Source organism: Peribacillus sp. SRI_006 (genome assembly GCF_057586375.1).
This window is the reverse complement of the sequence record NZ_JBYCZT010000002.1, coordinates 123687-141639: the sequence shown is the minus strand read 5'-3', so window position 1 is coordinate 141639 and position 17953 is coordinate 123687. Positions and strand designations below refer to the sequence as shown.

The window sequence follows — 17953 nt, the reverse complement described above, 5'->3', positions numbered from 1 at the left end:
GTTTAAATATTTTATTTCGATCCATAAATTAATTAACTCGTTTACTCCTATAGACCAAGTCGGTTTTAACTGCAAAAAAAATGAAAAATACAGTTATATAGGTTCATAGCACGCAACAAAGGACAATAGCTTTCCCAGCCTATACTCTTCCTAAAATAAGTTTCTCATTAAAACTTTACTGGAAGGTACATCATTAGTAAAATATATATAATTTATTATAACTATTAAGAATATTAATAATAAGGAGAAATTTCTATGTACTATGATGCTCTAAAAACATTTGTGACCCTTGTGGAAGTCAAGAACTTTACAAAAACAGCAGAAATTCTTCTTATGTCGCAACCAAGTGTTAGTTTGCATATTAAAAAATTAGAAGAAGAGTTCCAAACCAAATTATTCCTCCGTTCTCCCAAATTTTTAAAAGTCACCTTAACGGGAGAAATTCTTTACGACCGAGCCAAGCAAATGATCACAATCTATGAACAGACCAGACAAGACATACAGGAACACGATAGGTCCATAAAGGGCGAATTAAAGATAGGTGCAAGTTTTACAATAGGAGAGTATATCCTTCCCTCTTTACTCATCGACCTGCAAGAGGAATATCCTGAACTTGAACTTCAAGTGGTAATTGGGAACACGGAAGAAATCGTTCAAGCCGTTCGGCTATACAAAGTGGATATTGGTTTAATCGAAGGTCAAACTAACGAAAAAGAGCTTTCTGTTCACCCATTCATGCAAGATGAGCTATTCATTGTGTCTTCTAACAATCATGAACTTGCTAATAAAGACGATGTGGAAATTACTGATTTACATGACCAAGCATGGGTAACGAGGGAAGTTGGATCGGGTACACGAGAATACCTTAACCATGTCATACGTTCAAATGGTTTGAAAATTAAATCGATACTCACGATAAGCAGCAATCAAGGAATTAAAGAAACACTTATAAAAAACGGCTCAGGGCTGGCCCTGCTTTCCCGAAGTGTCATTGAAAGGGATGTACAAAATAAAATCATTTCTATCATTCAGGTAAAAGATGAATCCTTTAACAGGACACTTTCTTATGTCTATTCCCCCATTATGAAAGATAAAAAAAATGTAAAGACTTTTATAACTGAATTAAACAAAAAGTGGCCCATGAAAGCAAAGCCGATAGGATGATCATTGCAAAGAAAGCTATTCCAAAGATGGAGTTACTGACACATGGTGTTTGAACTTATTTGTGATTTTATTAAACAACATAATCCTGATGACCGGGAATATCGGCTTTTTTATACTTAATAAACATTCTTATGCACATTAACTTATAAACAATTGGGTATACGAATGAATAGAGGATTGTATAGATAAAAAATAATATGGGAGCGGGTTTCATGGATATTGAGATTAAAGAAGCAGCGATTGAACAACTATTAAAAATGAATTATAAAGAGAATGAAGGGGTTCGTATCGAAGCCATTTATGTTGGTAGCTGTTCAATTTATGTGGAACATGAATTGAAAATTGATAATAAGAACGAAGATGATGAGAGATTCATAATTAATGGGGTCCCCATATTAATTTCAAGTGAGTCTAAAAAGCATCTTCCGGATAAAGTCTTCCTCAATTACAGTGACGGACTTGGATATAAATTATATTCAGACGATGAAACATTGAGGTATAATCTCCAATTGAAGAGAGTGAATTAAAAAAATGAACATAGTAAAAAGCCCATGTGTTTCAGGTGGGCTTTTTTTGGCTATACTCAGAGAAATTTTTATCGGCAGGATAACTAGAGGGATTTTATTTCCCATAGGATAGCACTGCACTAACTGCTCCATTACCAGGAAAATGCTTTAATAAGTACTTTTATCTATGCTATTAATTGTTTCAATGTTATTTTAGAAATTAATAATGACCGAAAGTTTAAAGAATGATTGTTATTAATCTTCCACTCTTCTTGACTCGAGGTGCCGCTCCAGCTTCCTTTTTACCCGCTGAAGTGCATTATCGATCGTCTTTTTTTGAACATTCAGTTCCTTTGATATTTCTAAATAAGTTTTTCCTTCCAGGTACAAGTCCACAACACTGCTTTCCAACTCACTAAGGACTTCGGTTAAAATTAGCTCAATATCACAAATTTCTTCTGATTTTATTAAGATCGTGACTGGGTCATTTTGTCTCTGTTCAGGGATTAGATCAATTAGACCCTGTTCCGACTCCCCTTGATGGATAGGCATATACAATGAAACATAATTATTTAAGGGAGAATGCTTTTGGCGAATAGCCGCTTTAACCGCCGTTATGATTTGTCTTGTAATGCACAGTTCCGCAAATGATCTGAAAGACGCCTTTTTGCAATTTTTGTAGTCTCGAATGGCCTTATATAGCCCAATCATCCCTTCCTGAAAGACGTCTTCCTTATCTCCACCCGTTAAAAAATACTTCAATGCATTTGATTGAACGACACATCTGTATTTATTGATTAAAAAGTCCAGTGCATCCTCATCACCATTATGGATTTTCCCTACCAACATTGCATCTTCCATATGAGTATAGTTTTCCATACGTTTCTTCTCGATGATTACACTCATTTATTTTCCTCCACTCACTTAATTGAGCCCCGATATAAAGAACGGATTATTACTTCAATGTATTAAAGTGCATTCAATATTATAATATCTCAGAAATGACGATAATGATATTCGCAAATAACGACATTTTTCAACAAAATCCAGATATTTATAACTAGAAACTTTCAGTCAGCTTTAATTGATTTGGTAAAGATTTCGTCATTATAGTCGTTTTGTTTAACTCCTGATCTTTGACGGATATAGTTGTGCCGGTGGTTGTGGTAATTATGGCGAGGGTTCAGCATATGGCGGCTTACAAATAGCATGATGATAATAATAATCTTAAAGAACTATTCTGCACTAATGATTTAATAGAGCCTAACCAAAAGGAAAAGAACGAATCTATCCTACCTTCATTAGCTTTAGATGGAAAAATAAGGGTTGCATTTAAAACATCGTCTCTAATAAATTAGCTGATTTCATTTAAACCCTTCTTTCGCAAAATAAAAAAGCACCCTTCAAAGGATGCTAAAACATATTATTAACTCAGTCATAAAATGGAGTACTTGATTTAATTATTCGCCAATGTTCCGGTATGTAGAAGATCCTAACTTAAGCATTCATAAGTCCTTAAAGCGGTGGATTTTCCACACCTAAATGAATCCAATCTTCTTTTGGCGGTCCATAAACCCCAGAAGGTTTAATTCCTGCTTGACGCATCAGAACCGTAACTTGTCCGCGATGATGAACAATATGCTTGATTAGCCCCATAAGGATGGAAGCATTTGTTTCCTGTCTCCCGAACGCTTCTTGTATTTGTCCCAGGGATTCGTCTGTCCATTGTTGTTCAATAATTTTGGCTGCATGAGAACTTACATTATTAAAAGTGATGGCAATTTCGCGGGCTGAAGATGGAACGTTTTCCGAACTTTCTATCCGGTCTATCTTTAACCCGAAATGAGCTAGATAATCTGGAATATTCGTCGTGAAATGCCATACAATTCTTCCTAATGTGCGACCTTCAGGATAAACTTGTTGTTCTAAAGATTCATCAGTCAAACTATCCAAGACATTTTGAGTGAGTATGGCTTCTTTATTCCATTCTTTAATAAAATCTGAAATTGAAATATACATATAATACCTCCCCTATTTTGATTGATAATTACTTAAAGTACATTATAAAACATATGTTCCCTCATTACAAATTCCTCATTAAACATGCAATAAATACTATCCATTCTAATTAGAAAACCATTGCTTTTGCTTTGTACTTGACGCCTGGAAGTTTCGGTTTCAAGTTTTCAAGAAAAACTGTTGAACCTCTTCTGCATTTTGATCCTTTAAGTCCAAAAAAGTATACCCATTTCAGGAGCTGAAATGGTTAACCCTGATTAAATCGAATACTGGACGTGTAAGTTTGTGACTGCAATTTTATTTAATGCGTGCTCTACAAATATTCCTGCCACTAGCTATACACAACAGGAATCGCTACTTTATAATAGGATGAAATCATGTTATTAATATATATAAATTCAGTATTGGTTAGGAGAAAAGCCATGCAAAATAAGCTTAGTATAGGAGAAATGGCGAAGTTGCGAGGTGTAACCGTAGATACGTTGCGTCATTACGATAAAATTGGATTGCTAAAGCCTTTTCATATTGACCCCGAAACTGGCTATCGTTATTACTCCATTTCCCAGTATGAGGTTCTCGGAACGATCAAAGAGTTAAGGAGCATCGGGTTTTCCTTAGAAGAAATCAAGCAGTTTCTTACGGATCGCAATGTCAAAAAGTCGGTTCAATCACTTCAAAAATCAATGGCTAATATACAGGAAGAAATTAAGAAATTGCAAGGTATCCATAATATTTTGATGACAAGATTATACAATATTGAACATTTCACAAACAGTTACAGGAATTCGGATATCGTGATAAAACAATTTGAAGAACGGGAATACATCCAGCTAGACAGATCGGTAGCTTGGACGGATACAGAAAATCTTTATTTTGGATATTTGGAGCTCGAAAACAAGATTGGTGGAATCATCCCTGCTTTGGCCAGCAATAAATTTGGAGATTTCATCAAGAAAGAGTATATTGATGAAATTCGTCAATCATCTGACTTTTCCGCTAACCTAAGTGACTATCAATCTCAATCATTCATTCTTGTTCAGGGTGAGGAGTCAGAGCAACCAACCAAAAAAATTGAAAAAGGGCTTTTTTTATGTTCCTATTATGGAGGACTTACAAGCGAGAAAATGCTAACCCAGCTAAAAAAGCAACTCCATTATTGTGATACTCATGACTATATTATTACCGGTGACGCCTTTCGAATTATGCAGGTTGACGTTTCTCTGACCGATCAATATGATGAAGCTTATTATGAAATACAAATTCCGATTCAAGAAAAAGTAACAAGTAAACAGCCTTCGAAATGAAAGCATTATCATTTCGAAGGCTTTTTTTTGTATCGCAACTGTTTACTCTCGTGTTAGACGAGACTTTATAATGGATTTATACATAATGAATGGAGTGATGCATTCCTAAATGAAAACAGCAAACCATTATTTTGAAAAATCATTTTGTTCTAAGGAGTGATACCTTTTATTAAAAAGTGTGACATCAAAAAGACAAGGCCATGTTGTTCCTTGCATTATGCTACTCTTCTTTACCAACTCCTCTGTGCGGCCGATTGGAGGACAGGCAATTATGAAAAAATGGTTATAAGCATTCAGTCAGAGCTCAAGTTGTATCCGTTCACAAGTAGTTACTATTTATATTGGTTATCCTTAAATGAATCCAGACAAATAACCTTTCCATTGACTGAATTTACGGAATTTTAAATTAAATAATCCGAATAATCCGAATAATCCGCTTATTCACTATGTGCACATTAATGAATGTGTACGATCGTTATTAAAAAATTCACAAGGAGGATTGATTAATGGAAAATACGAATTCACCAACTCTTAAACGTACTCTTACTTTGAAGTATGTCGTCTTTTTCGGATTGGCTTTCATGGCTCCAAAAACGTTTTTCTCAACATATGGGGTTGCTGTAGACAGCACCAGCGGTATGATGCCAACGGCTTATGCCATTGCTTTAATTGTCATGTTATTTACAGCTTATAGCTATGCCCAATTAGTGAAAGCGTTCCCAAAAGCAGGAGCAGCATATACGTTTACGCAAAAATCTATAAGTCCACATATAGGGTTTATCGTTGGTTGGACAATCATCATTGATTATATATTTAGCCCGATGATCAGCGCCCTAATCGTCGGAATTTCATTGAAAGCCTATTTTCCATCCATTCCGATGTTTGTTTGGATCATTTTATTTATTGTGATTATTACTGCTGTCAACATCCTTGGCATTAAATTAGCAGCGAAACTTAATACGTATATGCTTTTCTTGCAATTTTTATTGTTTGCACTATTTTTTATTTTGTCCATTAAAGGTCTTCTTGAAGGAAAAGGGACAGGGACATTATTTTCCACCGTTCCTTTTTATGATCCTGAAATTAGCTCACCGGTTCTCCTATCTGTTATCCCAATTCTTTGTTTTAGCTTCTTAGGCTTTGATGCAGTAACTACTCTGTCAGAGGAGACGAAGGATCCTACGAGAACGTTGCCAAAAGCGATCTATTTCATAACGATGATTGGCGGATTTTTATTTATCATAAGTTCTTATTTTGCACAACTAATTTTTCCGGAGTTCCATTCTTTCACTAACCCTGAATCCGCCTATTTAGAGATCGCGATGTATATCGGCGGAAACATTTTTGTGAGCTTCTTTGTGGCAGTGGGGCTAACTTCCACCACAGCTTCAGCTGTGGCATCGGGAACGAGCGCCTCTCGTATTTTGTATGCGATGGGAAGGGAAAATGTATTGCCGAAAAAAATCTTCGGCTATCTATCACCGAAATACCGGACACCTGTGTTCAATATTTTACTCATTGGCGGGATTGCATTAAGCGCCCTTTTCTTAAATCTAACAACAGCTGTATCTCTTATTAGTTTTGGTGCGTTATTTGCCTTTTTCTTTGTGAATCTTTCGGTTGTTTCTTACTATTTTTTCCAAAAGAAACAGAGATCTTTTAAAGGAACGATTCAATATTTGATGATCCCGCTTACTGGTGCAGCACTAATTGGATTGTTTTTCATAAATCTAGATAAACATTCACTAATACTAGGTGGAACTTGGCTTTTTATCGGATTTATTTATCTATTAAACTTAACGAAAATGTTTAGGCATCCGCCTCCTGAGCTTGCCTTTGAGGAAGCTTAATAATAGAGCTGTAAGAAGGGAATGATTGATGATGAGTCAACAAGTAGCTGACGTAATTATATCAAGTAATACTGTATTTACAGGTCTTTCCGACCAACCTGAACCTGCCTCCATTGCAATTAAGGATAACAAAATTGTTGCGATTGGTACTGAGGAAGAACTTAAACACTGCGCAGGTGAGCACACGAAAATCTATCAGTTTAAAGACCAATTAATTATGCCGGGATTCCATGATTTCCACCTTCATATCATGCAAGGTGCCGTTGCCCTCAATAGTGTCAATCTGTTCGCCGCTCGCTCAGAAGAAGAAGCGCTGGAAATGATTGGCGAATTCGCCGAATCAAAACCGGAAAATCAATGGGTAATCGGATTTACTTGGGATGCAGGTTATTGGGATACACAACAATTACCGACTCGCCATTCATTGGATCATATTCTTCCAGACCGTCCGGCACTCATGTTTCACGCTGAAGGCCATTATGCATGGGTGAATACGAAAGCTTTGGAGATTGCTAATATTACTCGTCATTCGGAAAATCCTTTCTATGGCATTATAGGAAAAGATGAAAATGGCGAACCCAATGGTATTTTATATGAAAAAGCAATGGATGCGGTTATCCGCCATGCCTTTAATTTTTCAAATTCACAAAAAAATGAAATCTTCTCCAATTTCTTAGCACACGCAGCAAGCTTAGGGGTGACTGCTGTCAATGACCTACATGGTTTAAAGACAATAGAATCACTAGATGTTTTCAAAGAATTCGAAGACAACGGTAAATTAACAACGCGGATTCATTTATGGCCTGCATTAAATGGCGATCTTGGGCACTCCAAACAATTGCGAGAAACATATCAATCGGATAAACTCCGTGTGTCGGGACTGAAACAATTTATCGATGGTGTCATTACCGCCCGTACAGCTTATCTACTTGAGCCTTATGCGGATCAACCAGAAACACGCGGTGAGACGTCTTTCCCTCCTGAAACGATCAAAAAATGGGTCGTTGCTGCAGATAAAGAGGGCTTCAGCATTCGTTTTCATGCGATTGGAGATGGAGCAATCCGTCTTGCCTTAGATGCCTATGAGGAAGCGCAAAAGACAAATGGTAAACGAGATTCACGACATTCCGTTGAACACATTGAAGTTATTCATCCAGATGATATTCATCGTTTTAGTGAGCTGGGTGTTACGGTCTCAATGCAGCCAGATCACTTAGCGATGTCTGAAAGAGGTGTTTACACCGAACAAATTGGTGCTGAACGAGAAAAGTATGTCTTCTCGATTAATACTTTGCAAAAAACTGGTGCGAAACTGGCTTTTGGAACGGACTTCCCAATTGATATTTTGAATCCGCTCCTCCAAATTTATCGTGCGGTAACGAGAATCGACAGCAGCGGAAAAACGGTATGGCATCCACATGAGTGCATCACACTTGCCGAAGCATTGAAAGCTTATACCAGTGGCCCAGCCTACGGTACATTTAGAGAGCAGGAATTAGGGACATTGGAAGTAGGTAAACTTGCTGATATTATCGTCTTGGAACGAAATCTCTTTGAAGTGCTCGTGAAAGAAATACCAGATATAAAGGTACTGTTAACAATCGTTGACGGTCAAGTAGTTTATGATAATGCCGGTTCTTTAGGAAGATAAGTAAACGATTCGGAATATGAGGATCAACTAGCGGATGTACATCTTTGTCATCAAACGTTTACTTAATATGCAACTTATTATTTTTAGAAATTCAATACGAAAATAGACCATCCTATGGAAAATAAAAACTATAGAATAGTTGGGCATGGAGATCGGTCTGCTTTGCAGAATCAGTATGGTATTGGAATGAAGAATGACTATGATGCAGCCATTTAAATAGGGGGACTGATATATGAATAATTCAAACTCATCAACTCTTAAACGTTCACTTCCATTAAAATATGTTGTGTTTTTTGGTTTGGCCTTTATGGCCCCAACTACTTTGTTTTCAACATATGGAGTTGCTGTTCATAGCACGAACGGGATGATCACTACTGCTTATATCGTTGCCTTTATCGTTATGCTATTTACCGCCTACAGCTATGCGCAAATGGTCAAAGCCTTTCCAAATGCGGGTGCAGCCTATACGTTTACGCAAAAATCCCTAAGTCCTCACATTGGTTTTCTCGTAGGTTGGACCATTATACTGGATTATATGTTCAGTCCAATGATCAGTGCTCTATTGTTAGGAATTGCAATGAAAGCCTATTTCCCTATAATTCCTATGTACGTCTGGATCATTCTCTTTATCGTCACGGTTACGATTATAAATATTCTTGGTATTAAGGTAGCGGCTAAGCTTAATATGGGGCTTCTATTCTTGCAATTCGGAACACTTGCGTTGTTCACCATTTTTTCAATAAAGGGGCTTTTAAATGGTCAAGGTGCAGGAACGCTTTTTTCAATCCTCCCGTTTATTGATTCAAATATAAATATGTCAGGCTTCCTATCCATCATCCCTATTTTATGCTTTTCCTTTTTAGGGTTTGATGCAGTAACAACTCTTTCTGAAGAAACGAAAAACCCGCGAAAATCCATACCTAGGGCCATTTATCTTGTAACGATCATTGGTGGATTATATTATTTTATCGGTTCGTACTTTTTACAGCTTGTCTGGCCAGACTACCAATCATTTAAAGCCCCGGAAGCTGCCTATATGGAAATTGCAATGTATATCGGGGGGAACTTTTTGATAAGTTATATGCTTGCTGAAGGAATCATGTCAAGTTTTTCATCAGCTATTGCGTCAGGAACAAGTGCTTCACGTATTTTATTTGCAATGGGACGTGAACGTGTACTTCCTGCCAAAATATTTGGATATCTTTCTCCTAAATATCGTACACCTGTCTTCAACATATTAATTATAGGAGGCGTTGCTCTAAGCGCACTTTTCTTAAGCCTTACAACTGCCGTATCTCTTATAAATTTTGGTGCATTATTCGCTTTTACTTTCGTTAATCTTTCGGTTATCGCTCACTATTATTTCCGAAAAAAGCAGCGTTCCTTAATGGGGACCATTCGGTACCTTATCATTCCGTTAATTGGTGCTTCTCTTACAGGTTTCTTTTGGATAAAGTTAGACATCTATTCGTTAATACTGGGAGGAACTTGGTTTGCCATCGGATTTGTGTACCTTCTTAACCTTACAAAAATGTTTAGACAGCCGCCTCCTGAGCTTGCCATTGAACAAGCTTAAAAATAGAAGCTATTCTATAGAATTGAAAGGAATGATAGATAATGAATCAACAACCAGCTGATGTAATTATTTCAAGTAATGCTGTATTTACAGGACTTTCTGATCAACCGGAGCCCGCCTCAATTGCGATTAAGGACAATAAAATCATTGCGGTTGGTTCTGAAGAGGAGGTTAAACCTTATTCAGGGGAGAATACCAAAATCCATCAATTTAATGACCAATTAATTCTACCGGGTTTTCATGATTTCCATCTTCACATGATGGATGGGGCTGTTTCGATGAATAGTGCCAATTTATTCCCAGCCCGTTCAGAAGAAGAAGCGTTGGAAATGATTCGTGAATTTGCCGAATCACGCCCGCAAGATCCTTGGATAATCGGCGCTTCATGGGATGCAGGATATTGGGATACGCAGCAATTACCGAATCGGTCTTCATTGGACCGCATTCTCCCCGACCGTCCGGTACTTATGTTTCACGCCGAAGGTCATTACGCATGGGTAAATTCAAAGGCACTTGAAATCGCTAATATTACCCGTCATACGGAAAACCCTTCGTATGGAATGATTGGAAAAGACGAAAATGGGGAACCTAATGGACTTTTATACGAAAAAGCAATGGACGCGGTTATCCTCCATGCCTATGATTTTACAAAAGAACAAAAGAGAGAACTTTTCACTAATTTCCTTACTCATGCGGCTGGTTTAGGAGTAACATCCGTCCACGACTTATTTGCAATAGAAGCATTGGAAAAGCTTAATGATTATGATGTTTTCAAAGAATTTGAAGACAATGGAGATTTAACTGCCCGTATTCATTTATGGCCAGCTTTAAATGGCAATCTTGAACGTGTCAAAAAATTACGAGATACGTATCAATCGGACAAACTTCGTGTGTCAGGACTTAAACAATTTATCGATGGCGTCATTACAGCCCGTACCGCTTATTTACTTGAACCTTATGCTGATCAACCGAATACACGAGGTGAATCATCGTTCCCTCCAGAAACAATCAAAAAATGGGTCGCTGATGCTGATAAAGAAGGCTTCAGCATTCGTTTTCATGCAATTGGCGACGGAGCGATTCGCCTTGCTTTAGATGCCTATGAGGAAGCGCAAAAGACAAACGGTAAACGAGATTCGCGTCATTCTGTTGAACACATTGAAGTGATCCACCCTGATGATATTCATCGTTTCAAAGAGCTAGGCGTGACCGCTTCAATGCAGCCGGATCACTTTGCGATGTCTGAAAGAGGTGTTTATACCGAGCGGATTGGTACAGAACGAGAAAAGTATGTTTTCTCGATTAATACACTGCAAGAAGCCGGAGCGAAATTGGCATTCGGAACGGACTTCCCAATCGATACCCTTGATCCGCTTCTGCAAATCTATCGGGCAGTAACGAGAATCGACAGCAGCGGAAAAACGGTATGGCATCCACATGAGCGCATCACACTTGCCGAAGCATTGAAAGCTTATACAGCCGGATCAGCTTATGGTTCCTTTAGGGAGAAGGAATTGGGAACATTAGAAGTAGGAAAACTTGCTGATATCGTAGTATTAGAACAAAATCTCTTTGAAATACCAGTAGAAGAAATTCCCAATACAAAGGTACAGCTAACGATCGTTGATGGGAAAGTTGTTTTTGATCATACGACGTCTTTAATCGAAAAGTAACATTAAAGGAGGATTCTACAAATGTAGAATCCTCTCAGACTGTAGACAAACTCAAAATCGAGTTTGTCCTTTTTTATGGCTTGCACAATTTGGACGTTGATTGGAACGTAGGGCACTCGCTTTCCGCGGGCGGTCCGCCCTCGGCTTTCGCCTGTGGGGTCTCACCTGTCCCGCTGCTCCCGCAGGAGTCTCGCACTTCCTCTCCAATCAACCTTAAATAGTTTCGTTTTAAAAACATCAATCTTTACGAAAAGAGCCTTGTTTTAAAATAGATCTATTAAAAACTTGGGGTGAATAGGGGATGCTTTCGGAACATCATTCTATTCAACGAGATCAACTTGAAATGATTACTTTAGACCAACCAACTGGTGCCGGCGAACCAGTTGGTTCGTAAAATCTCAATTAAAGAGAGACGTATTGGCGTATAGCGATGAAGCACCGCCAGAGTGAACAAATAGAATGTTATCCTCCGGCTTAAAGGTGCCTTTTTGTATTAAATCGATGAGTCCCGCTGCGGCTTTCCCCGTATATACCGGATCCAGCAGTATCCCTTCCGTTCTTGCCATTAGCTTGACTGCTTCCACCATTTCAGGTGTAGGCAAAGCATAACCCGGGCCGACATACTCATCAAAACACGTAACAGCCTCACGAGGAATTGAATTCGGAATGCCGATATGTGTTAAAGTTTCCTTAACAAGCTGAAAAACTTTCTCTTCTTGTTCAGCTTTCCCTCTGCTTACGTTTATTCCAATTACCGATACTCCACTGTGATTTCCATGAAATCCTGCCACCAAACCAGCATGCATTCCTCCACTGCCGCTTACACAAATAACTGCTTTCAAATCAATTCCTTGCTCAAAGGACTGGGCCAAGATCTCCTGAGCACATGCAACGTATCCCGTCGCACCAATGACATTGGATCCCCCAACCGGGATGATGTAAGGTTGATGTCCTTTCTCTGTCACCTCTTTAGCCACTTTTTGCATTTCTTGCATTAAGTCAGCTCCATTAGACACTACTTTGATTTGTTCAGCGCCTAATAAATGGTAGAGAAAATAGTTACCGTTAAAATCCGGTTCAGAATTTGAAAGGCCCTCTTCCAACACAAGGATGCATTTCATTTTCTCTTTAACCGCAGCAGCTAGTGTCAAGCGGCAATGATTTGATTGAATGCCTCCACATGTAATCAATGTATCCGCGCCTTTGTCCAATGCATCGGCAACAAGGAATTCCAGTTTCCTTGTTTTATTTCCGCCTGCCGTCAGACCAAGCATATCGTCTCGTTTAACGTAAATGGATGGGCCCCCAAGAACTTCAGAAAAATGATCCAGTCTCTCAACTGGTGTATATGTCGGTGTATATCGTTTCCTGGGAAATTGTGCTAAGTTCATTAATAACTCCTCCTGCTTCCTCTATGTATATTAAACGAAAGAAAATATCAATCTGATATTCTCTTTCGTTTAAAATAAGCTTCGATTTCAATCATAGCATCTTTATGTAATCGAGCAACATGAATCTCCCTTCTAGCATGGTTATCTCTAAAAAAGAATTTTCATATACATCATTCGTCAGGGCAAAATGATATCAAAACCTACTATTAGTGCTTCCGCTTATTCTATGACCACCTTTTTTCCCAAAAAGTATCAGGCAGCTTCCCAGTTACAGCATATTTAAGGGCTACCTGGAATTTTATCTTGCCAAAGGTCCGATAGCCTAGTGAGCGTCTTTAGTAGTAATAGTGTCATCCATCCCATTGAATTGTATTAATAAAAAGTATGAAGCATTGAAATGGACATCACTCATTTTTAAAATAAATATACTTGTATATTTTTAGAAAAGAGCGCCATGGAAACCAATCATTATCTTTATATTCAAATTAAATAGAACATTATTATTCTAAGCCCTTAAGGGAAGCTATATTTTTGTTATTAAAAATGCAATCATTGAAGCGTATTATTACTGTGAAGGAATGACGGAAGAGGAGTTAAAAAAACTGGTATGGGCAACAGATAAACTGCAACAAGAAATAAAAAAAATGACCGAATAGCGTCAAGTCGTACAAACATCGAATTTCACCGCTTATTATATTCCAACTCGAGAAATAACTTTCTCCAAAAAACTACAGATTCATCATGGTTTCTTTTCGAATCCTTTTTATCGGCCCCTAATGAGGAATTAAATTGGTGGATAAATCTTGGTATGAGGAACGAAACAACGAGCACTAACAGTTAATCCAGGCCATTCGTGACAAAGTTGTAGAAAAAGCAATAAAGGTCAATACAATCCATATTGATGTTAAATTATTCACTTTTATCGAACCGTACAAGGCCATGGTTGAAGTCCCCTTCCCGACCATTGCCTTGTATGCTTTTTCTTCTAGGTAGTTATTCAGCTGATTAGGTGGGAAAATGGCTAGGTTTTTCGATTGAATGACCCCTGGGGTTCTTATTCCTAATTATGTAAGTTCCAAATGCCCGGACAATCATCCATACACCTTTTGATTATCAATGGTTACTTGTTTACTCATCGTAACGTTCCAGCAATTCAATAATCACTTTAAAGGTCGCTTTTGTATCCATATAGGCATACCGGCCTTTTCCGTTAAAAAAGTTTCCTGTCTGTATGACCGGATAGCCCATTTCTTCCAGCATCTTCATTTTAGCCTCCATGTCTTTAACGACAAAAGAGATATGGTGAACACCCTCACCATATGTTTCTAGATGATATTTCCACGTACTGGGTGAATCGCCCGGCTCGATCAATTCAATTTGAATTAACGGAGTATTGATGAACATATATTTTGATTTGCCTTCAGTGGGCTTCCCTTTGTAAATCACGTTTGTAATATCGGATGAACCAGAATGGATGATGGGAGGTTTTTCAACACCCAACAACTTACTATATGCTTCTGCAGCCGCATCAAGATCTTTGACAACAAACGCAAGCTGTTCCACTTTGTTAGTCCCTAGTAGCGGCTGAATGCTGTCATCTTCCGATCTTTCCCATGCCGTTACTCTTGGCTCCACACTTTCAAGCAGTTCAACTAACGTTTTGTGATCATCTAGTGTATCCACATATACATATCGGCCGTCACTTGAAGTGAATTCACCCGTTTGCAAAGCTGGGTAACCATTTTTCTCCATGATTGGCAGCCTCTTTTGAATAGAGTCCACATCAAAAGCTATATGGTGGATCCCTTCACCTACTTCATCCAGGAACTCACGCATCGTTCCTGGATTTTTATCGGGTTCTATTAGTTCAAATTGGACGGTCGGTGTATTCAGGAAAGCCAGTTTGGATTGCGATTCCGTTGGTACACCTCTAAAAGTGACTTTCGAAACAGAACTGTCACCAGTTAGAAAGGGTTCTGCCTTCTTAATGCCCAGCAGTCTTGTGAAAGCTAGATTAGCAGCTTCAATATCTTTTACAACAAATGCGAGTTGATTAATATTCCTATTGCCCAATAGTGATTCAGCCATACTAATAAACCTACTTCCCCTAGTTTATTTTATTATGAACTCAACCCAGTCCGCGAACGGACAATCCTCCATCACTGGAGATGACTTCACCGGTAATGGCACGCGCTGCGTCTGATGCCAATAGGACATATGCAGCTACATGATCTTCGGGCAGCTGTGCAAGCTGAAGAGGGTTTCTTTTTTTTATGCTATTTGCCTTCGTTTCATTATCCACCATTTTAACGAATGGACGTAGGGGAGGAATGACCGATAATGCGGTCAGAGTGCCACCAGGCGCTACAGCATTCACCCTTATGTTAGGAGCGAGTTCAAAGGCAAGTTGGCGCATCAGCCCTATTTGGGCATGCTTGCTTGCTGTGTACCACACCCCGCCGCCATCCGGATAAAAACTGGCACCGGATACGGTGAAAATAATATTTCCATTCGATTTTTGCAGTTCTTCAAGAGCGGCTTTAGCACCGAAGAATGATCCTTTAACATTAATATCAATCAGAAAATCATATGCATCGGAAAGTGCATCGGGAGTTACGTCGGCAAATTTAGCAAATCCATCAAAGACTCCTGCATTGGCAACGAAAACATCCAGTTTTCCAAATTGCTCGACAGTGGCCTGGACAGCCCTCTCATTGTCTTCATATTTGCTTACATCGCCTTGGTTAATGAGAATATCTTCACCAAATTCCGCTTTCATTTTCTTTAGCGTTTCTATCGAGCGGCCGATGATGCTGACTTTTGCCCCTTCTTGTATGAAACGTCTAGTGACAGCCTCCCCGATACCTGAGTTGCCACCGGTAATCAACACTACTTTATCCTTTAACGCCATTGCCATTGTAACCAGCCTCCTCTTTTTAACCAAGTCAATATTATACGAAGATAGCAAGATTTCTGGTATTTATCGTTGATTGATCAACAATGAATATTCGTTTGGAAAGTTTCCACTTACCTTCTTCGAAAATGAATTCATCATTTCGTTCCCCCGAAATCAGATCATGTTGAATATCCGTGCTGCGGCTACGATAGATGAGCAGGTAGCTCTTGACGACTGCCTTTTCACCTTCAACATAGTCTTTAACACGTACATTTGAGACAAAACGCCTTGTTCTTGATGGCGGTATTTCCGCCCAAGCATAATCCGTTTTCAAACGATCCACACGCAGTTTAAGCAGCTCAATATCATCATTAAATGTAAACATGTCCGTTGAATAATCCGGGCGTTCCACCCCTTCTTTATTAACACGTACAGGCATTTGATAACGTAAGCTCGAATGCATTAAATCGAACCAATCATCAAATTCAATATCATCCAGTAATTGAGCTTCATCATACAGCCACTGTTCAAATTGACATTTGAGCAACATTTTCTCCACATTCATTTCACTTACCCCTCCCGCTTATCATTTCGTCATCAATTCAAGCCAGTACTTGTAAAAATTCCTTTGGCTCGCTTCAGTGAATTTATCATCGTAAGCAACACCAGGACCTATAAAATCAACTGGTTCACGATGAAGACCCATTGTATAATTGTAGGTTAGATTCTTTAGGAAAGGCATTGGGCCTTGGGCTGCTTCAGTGATATCAGTAAAAACTTCCGTATCATCCTGTTCGAAAATACCGGATGGACTAAAGGTCAAGATAAATGAATCTCTTGATCTATCTTTCCAATCTTGGGAGGCGTTCTTTTCCACGAGCATCCAAGCAATCACTTCCATTTTATTGTGACCGATTGGCCGCCACATCCTTATTGAAGTGTTGGAGATGAATTGGTCTTTGATTTTTGTATGGGATATTAAAAATGATAGGTTAGGGAAGACATTCCCAATCATATTCTTTAAGTTTGATAACACTCCATATTGTTCTTCTGACAAATTAGTTTTAAATTCATCTTTCAATTCTTCCGGGAAAGCGAAGTCAGGATTAGGAGTCCCTAAGTTTAGTCCATGTCCGTTATCCGTATGGATTTGGAAACCGCGCTTTGAATAGGTAGCATTGGGCACCATGCCCAGTTTGGCAATGGATCCGTGTGTGACCATCGTGTGATAGGAATCACCAACAAAGTTATCGGAACCAACTTTCCAGTTGGAATTAACAACGAATCTTTGCGGAACTCCGATTACTTCCATTTCTGCACGTCCTACAAGGATATCCAAATACCATTTAATGTCGCCAAGGAACTCTTCAAGCGGTTCTGCATCTTCATTCCAAGTTCCAAATAAAAGACCTTTATAGGATTCAAGCTTTACTTTGTGAAGGCCCATTTCCGAGCGGTCAAGGTTGCCCCCATATATGTCCTTTTGTAATGGCACTCCTACGAGTTCCCCAGTGTTTTTAAAATTGAACCCATGGTAGGGGCACGTAAATAATGACTTGTTCCCTTTATCTGCACGGCATAGTTTCATTCCGCGATGGGTGCACATATTATAAAACGCCCTGATTTCACCTTCAGCATCACGAGTAATGATGAGCGAGTAGCCAGCAAGTTCACGGGTCATGAAGTCTCCTTTGTTCGGTACTTCAGAATCATGACCGATAAAAACCCATGTTTTCAAAAACACTTTTTCATGTTCTATATCATAAACCTTTGGGTCTCCAAGGAGGTATGCAGGTATAACGCCTTCCTCTGGTTTAACCGTTTCGTTCAAATAGTCAACAACTTGCTGTTTCGACATTTCTTCTAAGGATTTTTCAGTTTTAAGCATACTTTTTCTCTCCCTTCCAAGCTTTACATCATTAT

General features: G+C 38.7%; 14 protein-coding genes. 7 read left to right on the top strand and 7 right to left on the bottom strand.

Translation table 11 applies throughout. From position 1 onward, the window contains the following. Nucleotides 1-255: 255 nt before the first annotated feature. Both AC2YHV_RS03010 and AC2YHV_RS03005 read left to right on the top strand, forming a co-directional pair. Nucleotides 256-1164 carry a LysR family transcriptional regulator gene (locus tag AC2YHV_RS03010; RefSeq protein ID WP_063576342.1) on the top strand — a complete coding sequence of 303 codons (909 nt, stop codon included), beginning with the start codon at nucleotides 256-258 and terminating at the stop codon, nucleotides 1162-1164. Between the two features lie 212 nt (nucleotides 1165-1376). Then, nucleotides 1377-1691, top strand: coding sequence for an iron-sulfur cluster biosynthesis family protein (locus AC2YHV_RS03005; RefSeq protein WP_278089389.1), 315 nt, complete (start codon nucleotides 1377-1379; stop codon nucleotides 1689-1691). Between the two features lie 234 nt (nucleotides 1692-1925). Here AC2YHV_RS03005 and sigH read toward each other — a convergent pair whose 3' ends face one another. Together sigH and AC2YHV_RS02995 are read right to left on the bottom strand one after the other, a co-directional pair. Further along, a complete protein-coding gene (gene sigH / locus AC2YHV_RS03000) occupies nucleotides 1926-2576 on the bottom strand; it encodes an RNA polymerase sporulation sigma factor SigH (RefSeq protein WP_369316096.1) in 651 nt (216 codons plus the stop codon). 609 nt (nucleotides 2577-3185) lie between these two features. Continuing rightward, nucleotides 3186-3689 (bottom strand): DinB family protein, encoded by a 504-nt coding sequence (locus AC2YHV_RS02995; RefSeq protein ID WP_063576345.1) that lies wholly within the window; start codon nucleotides 3687-3689, stop codon nucleotides 3186-3188. A 422-nt stretch (nucleotides 3690-4111) separates the two neighbouring features. Here AC2YHV_RS02995 and AC2YHV_RS02990 point away from each other — a divergent pair, with 422 nt between their 5' ends. The 5 genes from AC2YHV_RS02990 to AC2YHV_RS02970 all read left to right on the top strand — a co-directional run bounded on the left by AC2YHV_RS02990 (nucleotide 4112) and on the right by AC2YHV_RS02970 (nucleotide 11743). Then, nucleotides 4112-4993 carry a MerR family transcriptional regulator gene (locus AC2YHV_RS02990; protein ID WP_487372543.1) on the top strand — a complete coding sequence of 294 codons (882 nt, stop codon included), beginning with the start codon at nucleotides 4112-4114 and terminating at the stop codon, nucleotides 4991-4993. 506 nt (nucleotides 4994-5499) lie between these two features. Beyond that, complete coding sequence (locus AC2YHV_RS02985) at nucleotides 5500-6843, top strand: APC family permease (protein ID WP_487372542.1); 1344 nt, start codon at nucleotides 5500-5502, stop codon at nucleotides 6841-6843. Between the two features lie 31 nt (nucleotides 6844-6874). Continuing rightward, nucleotides 6875-8494 (top strand): amidohydrolase, encoded by a 1620-nt coding sequence (locus AC2YHV_RS02980; RefSeq protein ID WP_487372669.1) that lies wholly within the window; start codon nucleotides 6875-6877, stop codon nucleotides 8492-8494. 232 nt (nucleotides 8495-8726) lie between these two features. Continuing rightward, a complete protein-coding gene (locus AC2YHV_RS02975; RefSeq protein ID WP_487372541.1) occupies nucleotides 8727-10070 on the top strand; it encodes an APC family permease in 1344 nt (447 codons plus the stop codon). Nucleotides 10071-10111: 41 nt separating this feature from the next. Beyond that, nucleotides 10112-11743, top strand: coding sequence for an amidohydrolase (locus tag AC2YHV_RS02970; RefSeq protein WP_487372540.1), 1632 nt, complete (start codon nucleotides 10112-10114; stop codon nucleotides 11741-11743). Between the two features lie 398 nt (nucleotides 11744-12141). On the opposite strand, the gene cuyA is transcribed toward AC2YHV_RS02970, so the two are convergent. The 5 genes from cuyA to AC2YHV_RS02945 form a co-directional block, all read right to left on the bottom strand. Then, entirely contained in the window at nucleotides 12142-13134 is a 993-nt protein-coding gene (gene cuyA / locus AC2YHV_RS02965) for a D-cysteate sulfo-lyase (protein ID WP_063576350.1), read from the bottom strand. A 1128-nt stretch (nucleotides 13135-14262) separates the two neighbouring features. After that, nucleotides 14263-15222, bottom strand: coding sequence for a VOC family protein (locus AC2YHV_RS02960; RefSeq protein WP_487372539.1), 960 nt, complete (start codon nucleotides 15220-15222; stop codon nucleotides 14263-14265). A gap of 40 nt (nucleotides 15223-15262) precedes the next feature. Further along, the gene (locus AC2YHV_RS02955) at nucleotides 15263-16051 is read right to left on the bottom strand and encodes an SDR family NAD(P)-dependent oxidoreductase (protein ID WP_235568314.1); all 789 of its coding nucleotides are present in this window, start codon (nucleotides 16049-16051) and stop codon (nucleotides 15263-15265) included. A 34-nt stretch (nucleotides 16052-16085) separates the two neighbouring features. Next, nucleotides 16086-16595 (bottom strand): aromatic-ring-hydroxylating dioxygenase subunit beta, encoded by a 510-nt coding sequence (locus tag AC2YHV_RS02950; RefSeq protein WP_034312295.1) that lies wholly within the window; start codon nucleotides 16593-16595, stop codon nucleotides 16086-16088. Between the two features lie 21 nt (nucleotides 16596-16616). Beyond that, on the bottom strand, nucleotides 16617-17918 hold the full coding sequence (locus AC2YHV_RS02945) for an aromatic ring-hydroxylating oxygenase subunit alpha (protein WP_034312297.1): 1302 nt from the start codon (nucleotides 17916-17918) through the stop codon (nucleotides 16617-16619). Between the last annotated feature and the right edge of the window lie 35 nt (nucleotides 17919-17953).